14 protein-coding genes and 3 tRNA genes are annotated in these 18,213 nt (G+C 64.7%); 11 read left to right on the top strand and 6 right to left on the bottom strand.

Translation table 11 applies throughout. From position 1 onward, the window contains the following. Position 1 precedes the first annotated feature (1 nt). Both DUPY_RS04070 and DUPY_RS04065 read right to left on the bottom strand, forming a co-directional pair. Positions 2-1,438 (bottom strand): polysaccharide deacetylase family protein, encoded by a 1,437-nt coding sequence (locus DUPY_RS04070; RefSeq protein WP_070246565.1) that lies wholly within the window; start codon positions 1,436-1,438, stop codon positions 2-4. Further along, entirely contained in the window at positions 1,431-2,291 is an 861-nt protein-coding gene (locus tag DUPY_RS04065; protein WP_084640532.1) for an AAC(3) family N-acetyltransferase, read from the bottom strand. The genes DUPY_RS04070 and DUPY_RS04065 overlap by 8 nt, the downstream gene beginning before the upstream one ends. A 254-nt stretch (positions 2,292-2,545) precedes the next feature. On the opposite strand from DUPY_RS04065, the gene DUPY_RS04060 reads away from it, so the two are divergent. Continuing rightward, positions 2,546-5,224 (top strand): TonB-dependent receptor plug domain-containing protein, encoded by a 2,679-nt coding sequence (locus DUPY_RS04060; protein WP_070246563.1) that lies wholly within the window; start codon positions 2,546-2,548, stop codon positions 5,222-5,224. 91 nt (positions 5,225-5,315) lie between these two features. Here DUPY_RS04060 and DUPY_RS04055 read toward each other — a convergent pair whose 3' ends face one another. Then, positions 5,316-6,554 carry an MFS transporter gene (locus DUPY_RS04055; protein ID WP_070246562.1) on the bottom strand — a complete coding sequence of 413 codons (1,239 nt, stop codon included), beginning with the start codon at positions 6,552-6,554 and terminating at the stop codon, positions 5,316-5,318. A 102-nt stretch (positions 6,555-6,656) separates the two neighbouring features. Between DUPY_RS04055 and DUPY_RS04050 the strand changes: the two genes are divergently transcribed. The 3 genes from DUPY_RS04050 to DUPY_RS04040 all read left to right on the top strand — a co-directional run bounded on the left by DUPY_RS04050 (position 6,657) and on the right by DUPY_RS04040 (position 11,045). Further along, a complete protein-coding gene (locus tag DUPY_RS04050; RefSeq protein ID WP_070246561.1) occupies positions 6,657-7,568 on the top strand; it encodes a LysR family transcriptional regulator in 912 nt (303 codons plus the stop codon). Positions 7,569-7,638: 70 nt separating this feature from the next. After that, positions 7,639-9,186, top strand: coding sequence for a S41 family peptidase (locus DUPY_RS04045; protein ID WP_229255231.1), 1,548 nt, complete (start codon positions 7,639-7,641; stop codon positions 9,184-9,186). A 77-nt stretch (positions 9,187-9,263) separates the two neighbouring features. Then, positions 9,264-11,045: a M14 family metallopeptidase gene (locus DUPY_RS04040; protein ID WP_070246559.1), complete on the top strand. Its 1,782-nt coding sequence runs from the start codon at positions 9,264-9,266 to the stop codon at positions 11,043-11,045. A 55-nt stretch (positions 11,046-11,100) separates the two neighbouring features. Here the strand turns inward: DUPY_RS04040 and ttcA are convergent, their stop codons facing one another. Genes ttcA through DUPY_RS04025 form a run of 3 tightly spaced genes read right to left on the bottom strand, consistent with a single transcriptional unit; the run spans position 11,101 to position 13,262 of the window. Beyond that, complete coding sequence (gene ttcA, locus DUPY_RS04035; protein ID WP_070246558.1) at positions 11,101-12,027, bottom strand: tRNA 2-thiocytidine(32) synthetase TtcA; 927 nt, start codon at positions 12,025-12,027, stop codon at positions 11,101-11,103. Next, a complete protein-coding gene (locus DUPY_RS04030; RefSeq protein ID WP_070246557.1) occupies positions 12,024-12,422 on the bottom strand; it encodes a dihydroneopterin aldolase in 399 nt (132 codons plus the stop codon). Before DUPY_RS04030 ends, ttcA begins: the two co-directional genes overlap by 4 nt. 48 nt (positions 12,423-12,470) lie before the next feature. After that, the gene (locus DUPY_RS04025) at positions 12,471-13,262 is read right to left on the bottom strand and encodes an SDR family oxidoreductase (RefSeq protein WP_070246556.1); all 792 of its coding nucleotides are present in this window, start codon (positions 13,260-13,262) and stop codon (positions 12,471-12,473) included. Positions 13,263-13,317: 55 nt separating this feature from the next. On the opposite strand from DUPY_RS04025, the gene DUPY_RS04020 reads away from it, so the two are divergent. The 7 genes from DUPY_RS04020 to DUPY_RS03990 all read left to right on the top strand — a co-directional run. Further along, positions 13,318-14,469 (top strand): class I SAM-dependent methyltransferase, encoded by a 1,152-nt coding sequence (locus tag DUPY_RS04020; RefSeq protein ID WP_070246555.1) that lies wholly within the window; start codon positions 13,318-13,320, stop codon positions 14,467-14,469. A 158-nt stretch (positions 14,470-14,627) separates the two neighbouring features. Next, the gene (locus DUPY_RS04015) at positions 14,628-15,608 is read left to right on the top strand and encodes a J domain-containing protein (RefSeq protein WP_070246554.1); all 981 of its coding nucleotides are present in this window, start codon (positions 14,628-14,630) and stop codon (positions 15,606-15,608) included. Positions 15,609-15,763: 155 nt separating this feature from the next. After that, positions 15,764-17,347, top strand: a complete 1,584-nt coding sequence (locus DUPY_RS04010; protein ID WP_070246553.1) for a DUF3369 domain-containing protein — start codon at positions 15,764-15,766, stop codon at positions 17,345-17,347. Positions 17,348-17,508: 161 nt separating this feature from the next. After that, positions 17,509-17,593 (top strand) — tRNA-Tyr (locus tag DUPY_RS04005). Between the two features lie 44 nt (positions 17,594-17,637). Then, positions 17,638-17,711, top strand: a tRNA-Gly gene (locus DUPY_RS04000). A 67-nt stretch (positions 17,712-17,778) separates the two neighbouring features. Beyond that, positions 17,779-17,853 (top strand) — tRNA-Thr (locus DUPY_RS03995). Between the two features lie 122 nt (positions 17,854-17,975). Then, on the top strand, positions 17,976-18,213 hold a 238-nt coding region (locus DUPY_RS03990; protein ID WP_229255230.1), incomplete at its 3' end, for a GTP-binding protein.

The raw sequence follows: 18,213 nt of genomic DNA, 5'->3' as shown, positions 1-18,213 counted from the left end.
GCTATGCTGCGAGGATCTGGCGAAACAGCTCGCGGTCGCCAGGCTCCGTAAAGCGCGAGTTATGCCATAGCAGGTTGAAGTCGCCGTAGCGCAGCGCGGTGTGTTTCATCCGCGCCATGTGCTCCAGCGCCGAACCGGGATCGCCGAGCACCGCACTTTCCATCAGCATCAAGGGCCGCTGCCGCAAACGCAGCGGCCCTTGTTTTTTCCAGCTCCACATCGGGAACTCGCGCGCGGTGCCGTGGCGAAAGCCGGGATCGTACGGAAAGCCTCCGCTGGCGTCGTAGTCGAAGCCGGCCTGCTCGAGCAGGTCCGGCGTGGTGGCCGCATCCCAGCGCAGATAGTGCTGGCGGTTGCCGCGTACCAGGGGATCGTCGCTGGCACCTGGCCCCGCCTTCGCACCAGTGCTGCCACCGGCACCGGCATCCGTGCCAGACCTGGCCTCGGCGCGTGCGCGTACCAAAGCGGCGCGCAGGCGCTCGCGATCCCGGCCCAACTGCGCGCCATCGCGGTAGGTGTTGAAACTGCCATGCAGCCCGATCTCGTGGCCGCGCGCGGCAACTTGCGCCAGCAGCGCCTGCATCCTCGGTTCTTCCAGCGCATAGGCGCAGTCGTAGCGCGTGCGTCCCGGCGTGGCGATGAAGTAGAACGCGCCCCGGCTGCCGCACAGTTCGAGCTGCGTCATGTACCAGTCGAAGGTCCAGTGCGGATCGTAGAAATAGTCGCCCCGGCGACTGTGCCAGGCGTTTTTTACGCGGGTGGCAGCGCCCGCGAGCGAGCGCTTGCGCAGCAGCGCGCCGGCCACGCCCTGCGCCAGCAGCCACGGGTTGCGTATCCAGCGCTCGTACGGTTCATCGACGTCGCAACTGACGCGCATCGTGCCTCGCGCGGTCTTGCGGGTCAGGCCGGGCCAGACGCTGCGCAGCGCCGCCCACAGGATTTCGATGTATTCGTCCACCAGCGGCCGCTGCAAAAAGCCGCGCTGCACCGCCAGTGACGCCGCTGCCGGAAAACGGTCGTACTGGTCGCGCGCGGGATCGATCACTTCCTCGTAGCGCGAGAGCAGGAAGAAGATCGACCCGATCACGTCAAGTTTCAGGTATGCGCCCTGCGGCGTACGGACCAGGCCCGGCTCGCCCCACAGTACCGGGATCGATGGGTCTTCCAGTTCCACGTCGAGCATGGCGCGCACGTGAATCCACTGGCGCGGCGGCGCGATCAGCAACGTTCCCGGTTGCCGCCACAGGGGCAGGTGCCGGCGCAAGAAGTCGTTTTCCAGCGTCAGCACCCGGCCGCGCCAGCGGATCTCGAACTGGTCGCCAGTGTGTTCCACCACGCGCGCCGGCACGCCCAGCACGTCGTCGAAGATCCAGCGCAGCACCCACTGCGCCGGCTGGCGGCACGCGGCCGGGACAAAAATCTCGAGAGCGTTATCCATCGGGCCTCCGGAACCAGGTTGGGGATTGGCGCCGCGCCCGCCGCCACAGCCACAGCGGCCAGCGGTGGAGGCGGTCCCAGCGCAGGGCATTGCAGGTCAGGCAGTCGGGCGAGTCGCACAGGTTGAAGCGGCTGTCGCGCGCCAGGATGTCACGCTCGATGGCGTAGCACTGCGCGGCCGGCGCGCAGATGGCGTAGGCGTTGCCGACCTTGCCGGTGGTGAGGATGCCTGCCCGCACGTAGGCGCCGTAAAACTTCCAGTACGCGCTCGAGCAGCAGCCGGGATCGCGGCGGTGGAACACGCGCACCTGGCCCTGGTCGTCCAGGTAGCGGCTGACCGACAGCCAGGGCAAGATGCGGCGCCGGTGCAGGCCCAGGTCCACTTCGGCCAGGTGGGTGGTGGTAAAGCCCGGATTGACCGCCACGCAGCCGGCCACCAGCATCTTGGCGTCCAGCGCGATCAGCTTGCGCATCGGTTCGTAGGCGCCATCGCCAGGGCCGTGGCCTGCGGTGAGGGCGCGGGCATGACGGCCGATGGCCACGAACGAGCATTGCGGATGCGTGCTGCGGTGGACGCCCGGGTGGGCCAGCATGGCATTGGGCAGGGCGCCGGCGTACGAGGGGGTGGCCGGCGTGAAGGGAGGCAGTTGCCCGGCCTGCCACCACCACCCGCCTTTGGTAAACGCCAGGCAGGCCACCGTGCCCTGGTCACCCACCAGGTCGAGCAGCTCGGCCAGGAAGTCGCCGCCGCCATCGCCTGCGCGACCGACGGCGCGGTAGGCGGCGCGCGCCAGCACCACGTCGCCAGGGGCGATGCCCATTTGCAGTAGATCGTGACGCAGCGAGGTTGCCATGGTTTCAGCGATAAAGTGGACGGACGAGTAACCACCGTAGCAGCGCCGTCAAGCCATCCCTCGACCTGCCTCAAAAGTGCCGCATCAAGGGAACCTCGAAAAACCTGCTGCGCGATCCGCTATCGCCACGGTTTTTCGAGGTCCCCTCAAGCCGTCGATTTATGCATAAGCTTGTACGCAAACGGTATTTCACTCATGAAGTAAATTTTGGTAAAGTTCCGCCCCCGTACCCTATTTGCTTTCCGGACAACTCAATGACAACAAAATTCGAATTGACGCCGCTGGCCGCTGGCGCCATCGCGCTGCTGTGCAGCGTGGCCGACCCGTCGCTGGCCGTGGCGCAAACCCAGGACCAGGGCGCCGCCCCGGCCACCGTCGTCGTCACCGGCTCGCGCATTCCGCGCGCCACCCTGGAAGGCCCCTCGGCCGTCACCGTGATCACGGCTGCCGATCTGACCAAACAGGGCTTCACCAACGTGTTCGACGCGCTGTCGAACCAGTCGCAAAACAGCGGCTTTACCCAGGGCGCCGACTACGGCAACACGTTTACGCCGTCGGCCAATGCCATCAGCCTGCGCGGCCTCGGTCCCAATCACACGCTGGTGCTGCTCAACGGCCGCCGCATGGCGGACTTCCCGGTCGCCTATGACGGCGCCGTCAACTTCACCAACCTGGCCAATATTCCGTCGAGCGTGGTCGAACGCATCGAGATCCTCAGCGGCGGCGCGTCCGCCATCTATGGCTCGGACGCGATTGCGGGCGTGGTCAACATCATCCTGAAGAAAAAATACGACGGTTACGACATCAACCTGAAGGCCGGCGGCACCTCGCGTGGCGGCGCTGCCAACCAGCGTTTGCAGTTCTCCGGCGGCCAGACCTTCGGCAAGCTCAATACGCTGTTCAGCGTGGAGCTGCTCGAGCGCGATCCGCTCTCGAGCGCCGACCGCGATTTCATGAGCGTCAACCGGGGCACGTACACGTCGGTGCTGGGCCGGCGCGACCTGGGCACGGGCCGCTATGTCGATCCGGGCGACACCTGCGCCAACCTGGGCGACCTGTTTGGCGGCACCACCGTCAAGCGTACCGGCAGCACCGGCAGCTATTGCGGCAGCGAGAAGGTACGTCCTACCTTCTGGACCACGCAGACCAGGAACAGCAGCCAGAACGTGTTTGGCGGCGCCAACTACGCGCTCTCGCCCACCACCACCCTGTTTGCGGAGGCGCTGTTCGGCAAGAACCGCAGCATCAACAACACGCGCGGCCCGATCTGGGAATCGCGTTCACTGTCCGACAAGGCGTTCCTGAACCAGAACAGCGGCAGCTACGAAAACTGGAACCGCTACATCTCGCCCGAAGAAATGGGCGGCGTGGACCGCTTCAATCGCCGCTGGGACGACGAAGCGACGTCGCTGTCGCTCGGCGCGCGCGGCGACATTCCGGGCACCAGCTGGCAGTACGAGGCCGGCTACACGGCGTCGCTGTACAAGAGCCAGAGCTTTACGCCGCGCGCACTGTCCACCATCGACAGCTTCTTCCTGGGACCGCAGCAGGGCGTGGACGCCAACGGCGTGGCAATCTACGCGCCCGATGCGGCGCGCCTGGCGCAGCGCCTCACGCCCACGGAGTTCAACAGCATCTACGGCACGGCGGTGAGCAACGACAAGTCGTGGACCAATACCGTGAGCCTGTCGGCCAATGGCGAGGCGTTCTCGCTGCCGGCCGGCCCGGTGCGCCTGGCTACAGTGGCCGAAGCGGGCAAGCAGGGTTTCTCGAACCGTCCCGACGGCCGACTCAATCAAGGCTACTTCAACCTGGCCGGCTCGGACGTGACGTCCGGCACCCGTGAGCGCTACGCGCTGGGCCTGGAAGCGAACGTGCCGATCATCGACACGCTGTCGGCCACGCTGGCCGGCCGCTACGACCGCTACAGCTTTGCCGACCGCCACGACGGCAAGGCCACGTACAACGGCGGCCTCGAATGGCGCCCGGTCAAGCAGCTGCTGGTGCGCGCCACGTACGGCACCAGCTTCCGCGCACCGGACATGAACTACATCTACAAGGCGCGCGGCACCGGCTATTACGAGTCCACCACCGATTACTACCGCTGCGCCCAGAGCGGCCAGCCGGCGTCCACGTGCAAATATGCGCCGGGCGCCGACTACGTGCAAACCGGCAGCCGCGACCTGCGCTCGGAAAAGGGCCGCTCGACGGGCCTGGGCCTGGTCTGGTCGCCCAGCGCGGATTTCGACGTGACGGTCGACTACTGGAACATCAAGATCGACGACCTGGTGACCAACCTGAATGCGGATAAACTGCTGCGCGACGAGTCGGACTGCCGCATGGCCGGCGACCTGGCGTCGCCGACCTGCGCCGACACCATCCGCCGCATCGTGCGCAATCCGCTGACGGCGCTGAACAAGCCGGGCGAGATCAACACCATCCTGGTGAACCCGATCAACGCCGCGTCCACCAGTGTGGATGGCATCGACATCAGCGGCCGCTACGCTTTGCGCACGCAAAACCTGGGCACGTTTACCACGCGGGTGAACTACTCGAAGACGCTCGACAAGCACTCGCGCCAGTTTGCCGGCGATCCGCTCAACGACGACAAGGCCGACCTGGAGAACCACGACTGGCGCGACAAGCTCAATGTCAGCCTGGCGTGGAACAAGGGCGACTGGTCCAACACGGTATTCCTGCAACGCTACGGCAAGGTGCCGAATGCGGCGTCGGATGCGTACCTGACGCCGACGGTGCTGGTCAATGCCAGCGTGGTCTATCGCTTTGACGAGCGCACCACGGTGTCGGTATCGGTGAACAACCTGTTCAACAAGGTCAAGCAGGATGGCAGCGACGGCTGGCCTTACTACCCGATAGGCAACTACAGCCCTGTCGGGCGACAGGGCTGGCTGGAAGTGAACTACCACTTCTGACACATTTTTTCACGACCTTCAGAGCAAGGCGCCGTGACGAAGACAGTACGACTGTACGGCGAGGAGCGGCAACGCCGCTCTGGAGATCGTGTTAGGCTGGGTTGCGCTGCGTGGAAGTAGCGCCGGCGTACTCGGTCATCCAGTAAATCAGCGCCAGGCCGGGGAAGGCCATCCCGGTCAGCAGCGCCGCATGCCAGCCATGTTCGGCGTACACCCAGCCGCCCAAAGCCGAACCGAGGGCGCCACCGGCGAAGAACAGCGCGAAGTACACGCCATTGAGACGGCTGCGCACATGGGCGCCCAGCGAGAAGATGGCGCGCTGGCCCAGCACCAGGTTGGCCGCCACACCCATGTCCAGTACGATCGACGCCACCACCAGGATCCCCAGCGACACATTGCGCATGGCAGCCGATTCAGGCGCCAGCATCGGCAAGGCAAACGCGATAACGCCCAGCGCCAGGGCCGCTGCGGTCGCCATCAGCGTGTGGCCGGCATCGGCCAGGCGGCCGGCGATTGGCGAGGCCACTGCACCAGCCATACCCACCAGCGCAAAAATGGCGATGCCGGTTTGCGACAGGTGGAACTGCGGGCCGGCCAGCATCAGCGGCGCCACGGTCCAGAACAGGCTGAACGAACCGAACAGGCCAGCGTGGTAAGCGGCGCGGCGACGCAGGACCGGCGTGGTCGCAAACAGGTGCCACAGCGATGCCAGCAGGGCTGGGTACGTAATCTCCGACACCGGCACGCGTTCCGGCAGCTTGGCGCGCAGGATGATGGCCACGGCCAGCACGATCACTGCGGCGCCGCCGAAGACCACGTGCCAGTTGGTGGCGTCGGCCACCAGGCTGGCGACCGGGCGCGCCAGCATGATCCCCAGCAGCAGGCCGCTGACCACTTTGCCGACCGTGTGGCCGCGCGTGGCCTCTTTCGAGAGGTGGGCGGCAAACGGCACGATGATCTGCGCCGCCACCGAACCCAGACCAATGCCGAGCGCGGCGACCAGGAACAGCCAGGCGCTGGTGCTGAACGCCGCGACGATCAGCATCGCGGACGTAAACAGCAGGCCGGTGAAGATCAGGCGGCGGTTTTCCAGCAGGTCGCCCAAGGGCACGATAAACAGCAGGCCGATGGTGTAACCGATCTGCGTGAGGGTGACGATCAGGCCGGCCGCTTCGGCCGACAGGCCGGTGGCGGCGCTGATCGGACCGACCAGGGTTTGCGCGTAGTACAGGTTGGCGACGATCAGGCCGGTGGCCACGGCCAGCAGCATGACCATGCCATTGCTGATGTCGGGGGCGTCTTTTTCTGCGACGTGTTGCGATGAACTCATGATGAACTCCGGTGGGGATAACGATGACTCAGTGTAGGCCGATTGCGTGTAAAGATAATCAGGGCATAATGGTCATATACCATTCATTTAATGTGAACAATCATGGATAGATTGAAGGCCATGCAGACCTTTGTGCGCATCGTCGAAGCCAACAGCTATACCAAGGCTGCCGCCACGCTCGATTTGCCGCGCGCGGCGCTCACCGCCACCATCAAGAAGCTCGAGGCGTTCCTCGGTACGCGGCTGCTGCACCGGACCACGCGCCGGCTCTCGCTCACGCCCGACGGCGCCGAATACTTCAAGAAGTGCCTGGACATATTGGAGGCGGTGGAAGACGCCGAAAGTACTTTTCGGGGGCAGGATGCGCAGCGTCCGCGCGGCAAATTGCGGGTGGATTTGCCAGGTGCGGTGGGCCGCCACCTGGTCATGCCGCGCATTGCAGACTTCACTCGCGCCTATCCCGAGATCGAACTGGTGGTCAGCATGACCGAGCGCGTGGTGGACCTGACGCAGGAGGGCCTGGACTGTTCGCTGCGCGTGGGCGAACTGCAGGATTCGTCGCTGGTGGGGCGGCGCCTGGGCAATATGGGCTTTCTCACCTGCGCCTCGCCGTGGTACCTGGCGCAGCACGGGGCGCCGCAAACGCTCGACGACCTGCCCGGCCATCGCGGCGTGCTGCATTTTTCCGGGCGCACCGGGCGCGTGTTCGACTGGGACTTCATGGTCGATGGCCGCCCGGTAGTGGTGCCCATCCGCGGCGCGATTGCCGTCAACGAACCCGATGCGTATATCAGCTGTGCGTTGCAGGGCATGGGCCTGATCCAGGCCGCGCGCTACCAGGTGCGCGCGCACCTGGCCAGCGGCGCGCTGGTGGAAGTGCTGGCCGCCACGCCGCCGGCGCCCATGCCGATCTCGCTGCTGTACCCGCAGGGCCGCATGGCGTCGCCGCGCCTGGGAGTGTTCGCGGCCTGGCTGGGCGAGCTGTTGCGTAGCGACCCCGACTTGCAGGCATAACGGCGATCGATTGCAAATTTAGGTAGCTTAATTTGCACCTCTGCATGTACTGCCAGCTATAATGTTGCACATGAACATTAAATTATCTCCTGCATTCATGGCTGCGCTCGCTGCCGTGGCCGTGTTGTCCGGCTGCGGTGGTGGCGGCGGCTCCGCCGGCACGACCGCCGGCAACGGCGCCAGCACGGGCACCGGCTCCACTGGCTCCGGCGGCGCCACCGGGTCTACCGACACGCGCAGCGACTACGTCAAGCTGGCTGCTTCATGCCAACGTCCGCGCAGCGGCGTCTCGGCGGCCGGCGTGCGCTTCCCCGACCGCCAGGGCAGCCTGAGCGACGAACTGAAATGGGTACGCTCGTTCATCGACGAGAGCTACCTGTGGTACCGCGAGGTGCCCACCGGCCTGCGCCAGGAAAACTACAGTAATCCGATCGATTACTTCGACGTACTCAAGACCACCGCCATCACGTCCTCGGGCCGTCCCAAGGACCAGTTCCACTTTACCTATGCCACCGACGAGTGGGAAGCATCGTCCACCAGCGGCATTGAACTCGGCTATGGCATCAGCTGGTCGTCCAGTGCCCCCGACGTGTTCCCGCGCGTGTGGCGCGTGGCGCTGGTGGAGCCGGGTTCGCCGGCCGCCGTCGCCGGCGTGCAGCGTGGCGACTCGCTGCTGACCGTCGATAGCGTATCGCTGGCCGACACCACGCAAGCGGGCGCCAATACGCTCAATGCCGGCCTGTTCCCGCAGTCGGCTGGCAGCGTGCACCGCCTTGGCCTGAGCCGCAACGGTTTCCCGGTCAATGTGCAACTGACAGCCACCCGGCTGTCGCTGCAGCCGGTGGCCAACGTCAAGGTCATCGACACCCCGACCGGCAAGGTCGGCTACCTGCTGTTCAACGACCATAACGCGGTGGCCGAAACCCAGCTGATCGCCGCCATCAACACCCTGAAGGCGGCCAACGTCACCGACGTGGTGCTCGACATGCGCTACAACGGCGGCGGTTACCTGAACATCGCCAGCGAACTGGCCTACATGATCGCCGGTCCGGTACCGACGGCCGGCAAGGTGTTCGAGCGCCTGCAGTTCAACGACAAGGTTTCGGCCGCGTCGACGCCGCCACCGCTCAGTTTCCTGACCAGCGCAAGCGGCCTGGCGTCGCCGGTGCCGACGGCGGCCGGCACCGCGCTGCCTTACCTGGGCCTGCGCCGGGTGACCATGCTGACCACGCCGGGCACCTGCTCGGCCAGCGAGGCGGTGGTCAACGGCTTGCGCGGCGTCGATGTGGAAGTAAACCTGATCGGCGGCGAAACCTGCGGCAAGCCCTATGGTTTCTACCCCGAGGACAACTGCGGCACCACGTATTTCGCGGTGCAGTTCCAGGGCGTGAACAACAAGGGCTTCGGTGACTACGCCAACGGCTTCCAGCCAACCTGCCGTATCAGCGACGACCTGTCGCGCCCCGTGGGCGACACCGGCGAAGGCATGCTGTCGGCGGCGCTCAGCTACCGCGCCAACGGCATCTGTCCCGCCTCGGCGTCGCGTTTTGCCGCTGGCGACGCCACCCCGCTGAAACTGGTACGCCCGCTGGCCAAGCAGGTCGCCATCCTCAAGTAGGCTCCAGGCGCCGAAGCGGATTATAATTTTCCAGGTTACGACGCCGTTCCGGCGTCGGCCCACCTGGAAGCTCCTCCATGATCCGTTTCGCCGTCTCGCTTGCCCTTGCCACGCTGGCCGCCAGTGCCAGTGCAGCACCTTCTGCTACATCCTCCACATCGCCACTGACCACCGTCTCCGAACGTTCGGGCTTCAAGAGCACCGGCCGTTATGCCGAGGTGGTGGACTTGTGCGCGCGCTTTCAAAAAGCGTATCCGAAGCAGGTGCGCTGCTTCGAATTTGGCCGCACGCCGGAAAACCGGCCGATGCTGGCGCTGGCCGTCACCCGCACCGGCGCACTGACCGCCGAGCAGGCGAAAAAGAAGGGCGTGCCCGTGCTGCTGATCCAGGGCGGCATCCACGCCGGTGAAATCGACGGCAAGGACGCCGGCTTCCTGGCCCTGCGCGAGGTACTGGAAGGGCGCGCCGCGCCCGGCGCGCTGGACCAGCAGGTGCTGCTGTTCGTCCCTGTCTTCAACGTCGATGGCCACGAGCGCTTCGGCCCCTACAATCGTCCCAACCAGGTCGGCCCGGAGGAAATGGGCTGGCGCACCACGGCGCAGAACTACAACCTCAATCGCGACTACGTCAAAGCCGACACCACCGAGATGCAGGCCATGCTGGCGCTGGTCAACGCCTGGGATCCGCTGGCGTACGTCGATCTGCACGTCACCGACGGCGCCAAGTTCCAGCCCGATATCTCGATCCAGGTGGAACCGGTGCACGGCGGCGACGCGCCGCTGCGCGTAGCCGGTAGCGCGCTGCAACAAGGGATCCTGGCCGATCTGAAGGCCCAGGGTTCCGATCCCAAGCCGTATTACATCTCGTTTGCCAAGGAAGACGACCCGATGTCGGGCTTTGTCGACAGCATGCCCACGCCGCGCTTTTCGCACGGCTACTTCGTCATGCGCAACCGCTTCGGCGTGCTGGTGGAAACCCACTCGTGGAAGGATTACCGCACCCGCGTGCGCATCACCCGCAACACCATCGTCTCGCTGCTCTCGCAGGTAGGCCAGCACGGCAAGGAGTGGGCGCGCATTGCCAAGGATGCCGACGCGCGCGCCGCTGCGCTGGGCGGCACCGATTTCACGCTTACGTACCGCACCACGTTCAACGCCAAGACCATCGACTTCCCCGGCTACGCCTACACGCGCGGCCATTCGGAAATCTCGGGCGCCTTGATGACGCAGTACGACGCAGCCATCCCCCAAACCTGGACCGTGCCGCTGCGCGACGAGATCGTGCCGGAACTGAAGGTGAGGGCGCCGCAGGGCGGCTACCTGGTGCCGCTGGCGGAAGCGGCGCGCGTGGCGGCCAAGCTCAAACAGCACGGCATCACGTACAAGGTGCTGGGCGCCGACGAGATGTCGGCCGAAGTGGAAACCTTCCGCGCCACCAAGACCACCTTCGGCGCCAAGTCGTTCGAAGGCCACCAGGCGCTGGCGGTAGAAGGCGAGTGGGCGCGTGAGCGTCGCAGCCTGGCCAAGGGCGCGCTGTTCGTGCCGATCGCGCAGCCGAAGTCGCAACTGGTGATGACCATGCTCGAGCCGCGCGGCCCCGATTCGCTGCTGGCCTGGGGCGCGTTCAACAACTGGTTCGAGCGCAAGGAGTACATGGAGGACTACGTGGCGGAAGAGGTGGCGCGCGAGCAGCTGGAAACCAACCCGGCACTGCGCGAAGAATTCCGCAAGAAGCTCGACACCGATGCGGACTTCAACAAGAGCCCGCAGGCGCGGCTGGAATTCTTCGCGCGCCGCCATTCGTCGTGGGACGAGCGCTTCAACCTGTATCCGGTGATGCGCACGGCGGTGAAGTACTGACCGCCAGCGTATGCCGTCATCCTCGCGTACGCGAGGATGACGGATTTAATGCTAACTAATCTTCCCGCTGCAAGGAAATCACGCCGAGCCCCGTGGTCGGCGTCGAACACGGTTCTTCGTCGAAGGCGATATCGCCGAGCGGGTTGGCCTGGCCATCGGCCTTCAGTTCGGCGAAGCCGAACAGGTCGCGGTCCATCAGGTGCGATGGCACCACCGTGGAGAGCGACGAGAAGATGCTCTCCACGCGGCCCGGGAATTTCTTTTCCCAGTCGCGCATCATGGCCTTGATCTGCTTGCGCTGCAGGTTTTCCTGTGAGCCGCACAGGTCGCACGGAATGATCGGGAAGCCTTTGACTTCGGCATAGCGCTCGGTGTCTTCTTCCTTCACGTACGCCAGCGGACGGATCACCATGTGCTTGCCGTCGTCGGACATCAGCTTGGCCGGCATGCCCTTGAGTTTACCGCCGAAGAACATATTCAGGAAGAAGGTCTCGAGGATGTCGTCGCGGTGGTGGCCCAGCGCGATCTTGGTCGCTCCCAGCTCGTCGGCCACGCGGTACAGGATGCCCCGGCGCAGGCGCGAGCACAGTGAGCAGGTGGTTTTACCTTCCGGGATCAGGCGCTTGACGATGCTGTACGTGTCCTGGTTTTCGATGTGGTACGGGATGCCCAGTTTTTCCAGGTACGCCGGCAGGATGTGGTCGGGGAAGTTGGGCTGCTTCTGATCCAGGTTGACGGCGATGATCTCGAAATTGATCGGCGCGCGTTCGCGCAAGGTCATCAGGATGTCGAGCAGGGCGTAGCTGTCTTTGCCGCCGGACAGGCACACCATCACCTTGTCGCCTTCTTCGATCATGTTGAAGTCACCGATGGCCTGGCCCACCAGCCGGCACAAACGCTTGTGCAGCTTGTTGTTCTCGTGGGCGATCTTCTCGGCCGACTTGCCCAGCGGGGCCTCGATGGTGTCCATCACGGCGTTCATACGGTCTCCTTGGTCTTGAACACTTCCACGCCCACGCCTTCGCAGTCCGGGTAGACGTCCGGCTTCATGGTGGACACATTGGCCGCGCGCACGCGCGGGTGGGCCAGCATGGCGCGTACGATGTCGTCGCACAGGGTTTCCTGCAGCTGCACGTGGCCGCGCGCCATCAGCTTGGCGATGGTGTCGCGGATGAAATCGTAGTCCACCACTTCGTCGAGCTGATCGTGGGACGGCGTCGATTCGGCCAGCGGGATGTACAGGTCGACGTTGATCAGGAGGCGCTGCTCGCCCTTCTTCTCGAACTCGTACACGCCGATGTTGATCATCACTTCGTAATTGCGCAGGAACAGGCGGCGGCAGTCGGTCAGACTGGGGTGCATCAGGGAGGACAACATGGGCGTTACCTTCTTTCGGTTGAATAGTGTCTTGCTAAATTTGCTGAGTTATTTGGCCACGAACATCACGTCGCGCTGCAGCGGCACCAGGTGCTGGCCGCCATCGACGAGCAAGGTGGTGCCGGTGAGCGCGCGCGCCGACGCCACGTACACCACGCTGTCGGCGATGTCGTCGGGGGTGCTCGAGCGCCCCAGCGGGGTCTTGCGGTGGGCGCTTTTGAATGCTTCTTCGGTCTGGTCGCCGGACACCATGCTGATGCCGGGCGCCACACCCACCACCCGCACCGTGGGCGCCAGTTGCTGCGCCAGCATGGTGGTGGCCGTGTGCAGCGCCGCCTTCGACAGCGTGTACGACAAAAAATCGGGGTTCAGATTGTACAGTTTCTGGTCCAGCAGGTTGATCACCACGGCCTGGCCGGGAGGCGCGTCGGCCGGCGTGGCCGCGTGCAGCGCCTGCGCCAGCAGGATCGGTGCGGCGACGTTGGCGTGCATATGGGCGTCGAGCCGGGCCAGCGTGAAATCTTCAGCGGTGTCGAAGTCGAACAGCGAGGCGTTGTTGACCACGCAGCGCACCGGGCCTAGGGCGGCAATCGCCTGCGGCAGCAGCGCGCGCACGGCCGCTTCATCGGCCAGGTCGCATTGCAGCGTGACCGCGCGCCGCCCCAGGGCCGTGATCTCGGCGGCTACCTCGATTGCTTCGGTTTGCGAGCCACGATAGTGCACTGCCACGTCCCAGCCGGCGCGCGCCAGGCCCAGCGCAATGGCGCGGCCCAGGCGGCGCGCGGCGCCGGTGACGAGGGCAACGGGAGCAATGGCAGTGGCAGATTGGTTGGTTGTCATGATGGTCTGATCGTTTAAAAAGAGGCTGGGCGTGCCGATTCGCTACAATATCGGGATGTCCCTACCCGAACCTTCCAGTGACGCGCTGGCCGCGTCCCACGCCCTGCAGCACCTGATTGCCGCCGAGATCGAACGCAACGCAGGCGCCATTTCCTTTGCCCGCTACATGGAGCTGGCCCTGTACGCGCCCGGCCTGGGCTACTACAGCGGCGGCTCCGCCAAGCTGGGAAAAGATGGCGATTTCACCACTGCGCCCGAGCTCACGCCGCTGTTCGGCGCGACCCTGGCGCGGGTGGCAGCCGCTATTATCGCCCAAAGCGCGCCGTACATCCTCGAATTCGGCGCCGGCACCGGCAAGCTGGCGTTCGATATCCTGACCGAACTGGCGGCGTCCGGCGTCCACGTCGAGCGCTACCTGATCGTCGAACTGTCGGGCGAGCTGCGCGCGCGCCAGCAGCACCAGCTGCGCGACTTCCCGCAAGTGCAGTGGCTCGATGCCATGCCCGACGCCTTTGACGGCGTGGTATTCGGCAACGAGGTGCTCGATGCGATGCCGGTGCACCTGGTCACCAAACACCCGGACGGCTGGCGCGAACTACAAGTGACCGTCAACGGCGGCCGCTTTGATTACCTGGAAGCGCCGATCAGCGCCGAGCTGCTGGCGCAGGTGCAGCGCCAGATCGCCCACCACGCCGAACTGCCGGTCGGTTACGTGACCGAGGTGCATGGCGTGGCCTGCGGCTTCATGGCCAGCCTCAGTCGCATGCTGCTGGCCGGGCGCGCCAACGCCGCGTTCCTGTTCGACTACGGTTTTCCGGCGCACGAGTTTTATCTCGACCTGCGCGCCACCGGCACGTTGATGTGCCACTACCGCCACCATGCCCACGCCGAGCCGTTTTTCCACCCGGGCTTGCAGGACATTACCGCCCACGTCGATTTCACGGCGATGGCGCTGGCCGCGCAGGATGCGGGCATCGACATCCTCGGCTACTTCAACCAGGCCGGCTTTTTGCTGGGCGCCGGGGTAGGGGATCTGCTGCTGCGCACCGATCCGGAGCACGTCATCGCCTACATCCCGCAGTCGAAGGCGGTGCAGAAGCTGGTGTCGCCGGCGGAGATGGGCGAATTGTTCAAGGTTTTGGCGATCGGCAAGAATGTCGCATTGCCAGAGGCGATCCTGGCGCAGGACCGCAGCCATCGTTTATAAATAGAAGTGTAGTCAAAAAAGCACGATGATCGATCAAGCAAGTGATCTGACCGCCCAGCACGGTTGATTGCTGCTGCGTGCGGCGCAAGATCGGCTATCATGAATGATTCGTCAACCTCCTTTCAACCTCCTTTACCGCCGCGGCCAGCATTGCACAGATGGGCAAAGTACATACTCACTATGACAACCTGAAGGTGTCGCGCATGGCGCCGCAGGAGGTCATACGTGCGGCCTACAAGGCGCTCAGTCAGAAATATCACCCGGACAAGAACCCGGGCGATGAAAAAGCCGCGCGCATCATGGCCATCGTCAATGGCGCTTACACCACCTTGTCCGACCCCCAGCGCCGCAAGGAGCACGACGAGTGGATCGCGGCCGAGGAATGGGAAGTGGACTGGGTGGAAAGCACCCGCCACGAAGACCATCGCGGCGACAAGGGGCGTCCCGACGCCGACCATTGGCAGCCCGAGACGGTGGACCGCGCGCCGCGCAAGCGCAAGCCGCTGGCGCGCTGGAAGTGGGGCTGCATGCTGTTCGGCTGCCTGGCGGCGGGCTGGGTGGGCGGCACGGTAACGTCCGAGCCACGCTGGCTGGAGAAAGCCTGGGGCGGTAAAGCGCCGCCGGGCATTTCGCAGGCCCGCGCCGCCGAGCCGGAGGCACCGTCCGAACCGCACGACGCCCTGGCTGCGGCCGACCGCATCGGCCTGTCCGACCGGCCGGCCGGCGTCAAGGTGGTGGCCATGTCGCAGGTGGTGCTGCCGCGCGGCGACTGCGACAATAACGACACCGCCACCCTGGCGCAAACCGGGCTGGCGCCCAATGGCGAACCCTGGCCGCGCCAGTCCGGCTATCTCGACGGTTTTTCGGTTGGCAACCGCGGTGACGACATGCAGCTCATGCTCGACAACGCCAACAACGCCTCGGCCGTGTTCATCAAGGTCTACGATGTCGATCGCCGTGCCAACGTGCGCTACGCGTACGTGCAGGCGCACGACAAGTACATGGTCGATCAGCTGGCCAATGGCAAGTACGAAATCCGCTACCAGAACCTCGACAATGCCGCCTCCTGCGCGGCGTCCGTCACGCCCGTCTCGAGCCACGCGGGCGACGCCAACTCACGCCCTGGCTCGCTGCTATAGGTTTTCCATTAAGCAAGTCGCAAGCTTGCCTGCAGCGCCGCCAGACGCGGTTGTTGCGCGCCGGTTTGCCGACTTCCATCGGGCTTGTCACCACGTAGGATTCTGATTATGCTAGGCAATATCATCCGCACGTGACACTACAGGAGATAGTCCGCATGACCGATTCCCACGCCACCGAGGACGACTGGCTGATCGAGGAAGACGAGGAGCTTCCCCCGCCAGTCGCCGGCGGCCCGGAACCGCGCCACTGGCGCGTGCTGATCGTCGATGACGACGTCGATGTACATGCGGTCACGCGGCTGGCGCTGCGCAATGTGAGCTTTAAGGGACGCGAGCTGGAGCTGTTTTCGGCCTACAGCGGCCGTGAAGGCTACGCCATCCTGCGCGACACGCCCGACATTGCGCTGGTGCTGCTCGACGTGGTGATGGAAACCGACGACGCCGGGCTGATCCTGGCGCGCCGCATCCGCGAGGAACTCGACAACCAGATCGTGCGGGTGGTGCTGCGCACCGGCCAGCCGGGCCAGGCGCCCGAGCAGCGCGTGATCATCGAATACGACATCAACGACTACAAGGCCAAGACCGAGCTGACCACGCAAAAGCTGTTCACTACGGTGATCTCGTCGCTGCGCGCGTACGAGAGCCTCAATATGCTCGAGCGCAGCCGCGCCGGCCTGGGCAAGATCCTGTCGGGCGCCACTAACCTGTACCAGATCCATTCGCTGCGTGAATTCGCCTCCGGCGTGCTCCACCAGGTCAGCGCCATCCTCGACGTGGGCGCCGACGGCGTGCTGTGCGTGATGCAGGGCGGCACCGGCGCCACCAGCGTGGTGGCTGCCACCGGCGGCTATGCGGCGCTGGCCGAGTCCGAAGCCATGCCCTTCGAGCACCCACTGTGGCCGGCCATTGCCAAGGCCTTCGCTGAAAAGAAAAGCCAGTTCGACCACCCGGCCAACGTGCTGTTCATCCACACGCAGGAAAACCGCGAAGTGGCCATTTCGGTCTCGCCGCCGTGGCCGCTGGCGCAGATCCAGCGCGACCTGCTGGAGGTGTTCTGCCAGCGCATTGCGGCGGCGTTCGACAACCTGTACATGTTCGGCCAGTTGCGCAAGGCGCAGGAAGCCACGGTGGTGGCGCTGGCTGACCTGGCCGAGTTCCGCGACGACACCACCGGCGGCCATGTGCGGCGGGTACAGCAACTGTCCACGGCGCTGGCGCAGCGGGTGGCCGAGCGCGGCGCGTATGCCGACGAGATCACCCCGCAGTTGCTGGAAATGATCGGCCTGGCCAGCATCCTGCACGACGTCGGCAAGGTGGCCACGCCCGACGCCGTGCTGCTCAAGCCCGGTCCGCACACACCGGAGGAGCGCGTGCGCATGCGCGAGCACGCGGGCGTGGGGCAGGCGATTCTCGAGCGCGCGGCCAACATGGTCGATGGTGTCAGCTACCTGACCTACGGCGCCCAGATCGCCGGCGGCCACCACGAGCACTTCGACGGCAACGGCTACCCGCAGGGCCTCAAGGGCCGCGCCATTCCGTTTGCTGCGCGCGTGGTGGCGGTGGTCGATGTGTTCGACTCGCTGCTGCACGAGCGGCCGTACAAGGACCCGTGGCCGCACAGCGAAGTGGTGCAGTACATCCGCGAGCGGTCCGGCGCCCAGTTCGACCCGGAGGTGGTGGCGGCGCTGTTCGACCTGATCGAGCGCGATCCGTCGATCGGCCACACGCCGGCTGCCTGAAATTTCGGCATCCCATTCAACTTAAAAACAACACTTGCACATTTGCAGTTCGAGCAGTTACAATCTCGCCCCGAAGCAGACAGTTAATTGCAACGACACGAAATAATGTCAGACGCAGTTGACAGGTCAAAGAAGTTGCTTCATACTCTGCGGTTCCTCGCGGAGGGGTGGCCGAGTGGTTAAAGGCGACGGACTGTAAATCCGTTCTCTATGAGTACGCTGGTTCGAATCCAGCCCCCTCCACCAAGTTGTTGCAGTGAGACTGATAGTAGTGAAATGAACGATACCTCGCGGGTGTAGCTCAATGGTAGAGCAGAAGCCTTCCAAGCTTACGACGAGGGTTCGATTCCCTTCACCCGCTCCAGTGTTGTTGCAATGCCGATGCGCAATCAGGGCATCACCGTAGTACACAATAAAGCAGTACCCAATCAGCCCTTTTAGCTCAGTGGTAGAGCACTCCCTTGGTAAGGGAGAGGCCACGTGTTCAATCCACGTAAAGGGCACCAGAATTCGCAGTACGCAGTATTGGCTGCCTTGCGCAGCCATCAGTTTTTCCAAAGTATACAAGTATCAAGTCAGCAGTCGGGCGTAGGCCCGGGCAATCACCCCACATCGTTAGGAGTCTAAAATGGCAAAAGAGAAATTCGAGCGGACCAAGCCGCACGTCAACGTCGGCACCATTGGTCACGTTGACCACGGCAAGACCACCCTGACCGCTGCAATCGCTACCGTTCTGTCGAAGAAATTCGGCGGCGAAGCTAAAGCCTACGACCAGATCGACGCTGCACCAGAAGAAAAAGCACGCGGCATCACCATCAACACCGCCCACGTCGAGTACGAAACCGCTGCCCGTCACTACGCGCACG

This window comes from Duganella phyllosphaerae, assembly GCF_001758785.1.
Taxonomy (GTDB): domain Bacteria; phylum Pseudomonadota; class Gammaproteobacteria; order Burkholderiales; family Burkholderiaceae_D; genus Rugamonas; species Rugamonas phyllosphaerae.
The sequence above is the reverse complement of the archived record's forward strand: the minus strand, read 5'-3'. Positions and strand labels throughout refer to the sequence as shown.